The 402-nt window shown below is 53.0% G+C and carries 1 pseudogene; it reads right to left on the bottom strand.

The features are described 5' to 3' along the window. Window positions 1–402, bottom strand: a pseudogene (locus UF06_RS15995) (transketolase); the annotation flags it as partial.

Here is a 402-nt window from a genome sequence, read left to right as displayed (position 1 = left end):
AAATCTGTCGGGTTGTACCCCCCTTTGGCGATGTCGGTTGCTGGCGGTGCCGTCCGCTCTTGCTGCGCTGGTTTTCGACGCGAGAAAAGCAGCGCTGATGGGCCTTCTTTGCGCTCAATCGCCAGTTTCCATGCTATTGCTGATTCCACTGGGTAACGTGGGCGCCATGTGCTCATGTTTGGTGTTAGACGTAGCGATGCGATTTGCTCAACGGGTTGGTGAGTTGGGCCATCTTCACCCAAGCCGATAGAATCGTGCGTGTACACTTGGATGTTCTGAATCTTCATCAGAGCCGCCATACGCATTGCGTTACGTGCGTATTCCATGAACATCAGGAAGGTTGCGCCGTAAGGAACAAAACCACCGTGTAGTGCGATACCGTTCATAATAGCCGTCATACCA

It is taken from the genome of Vibrio sp. S234-5 (assembly GCF_000960595.1).
Lineage (GTDB): Bacteria > Pseudomonadota > Gammaproteobacteria > Enterobacterales > Vibrionaceae > Vibrio.
Note: the sequence above shows the minus strand (reverse complement) of the source record. Positions and strands in the feature narration are given on the sequence as shown.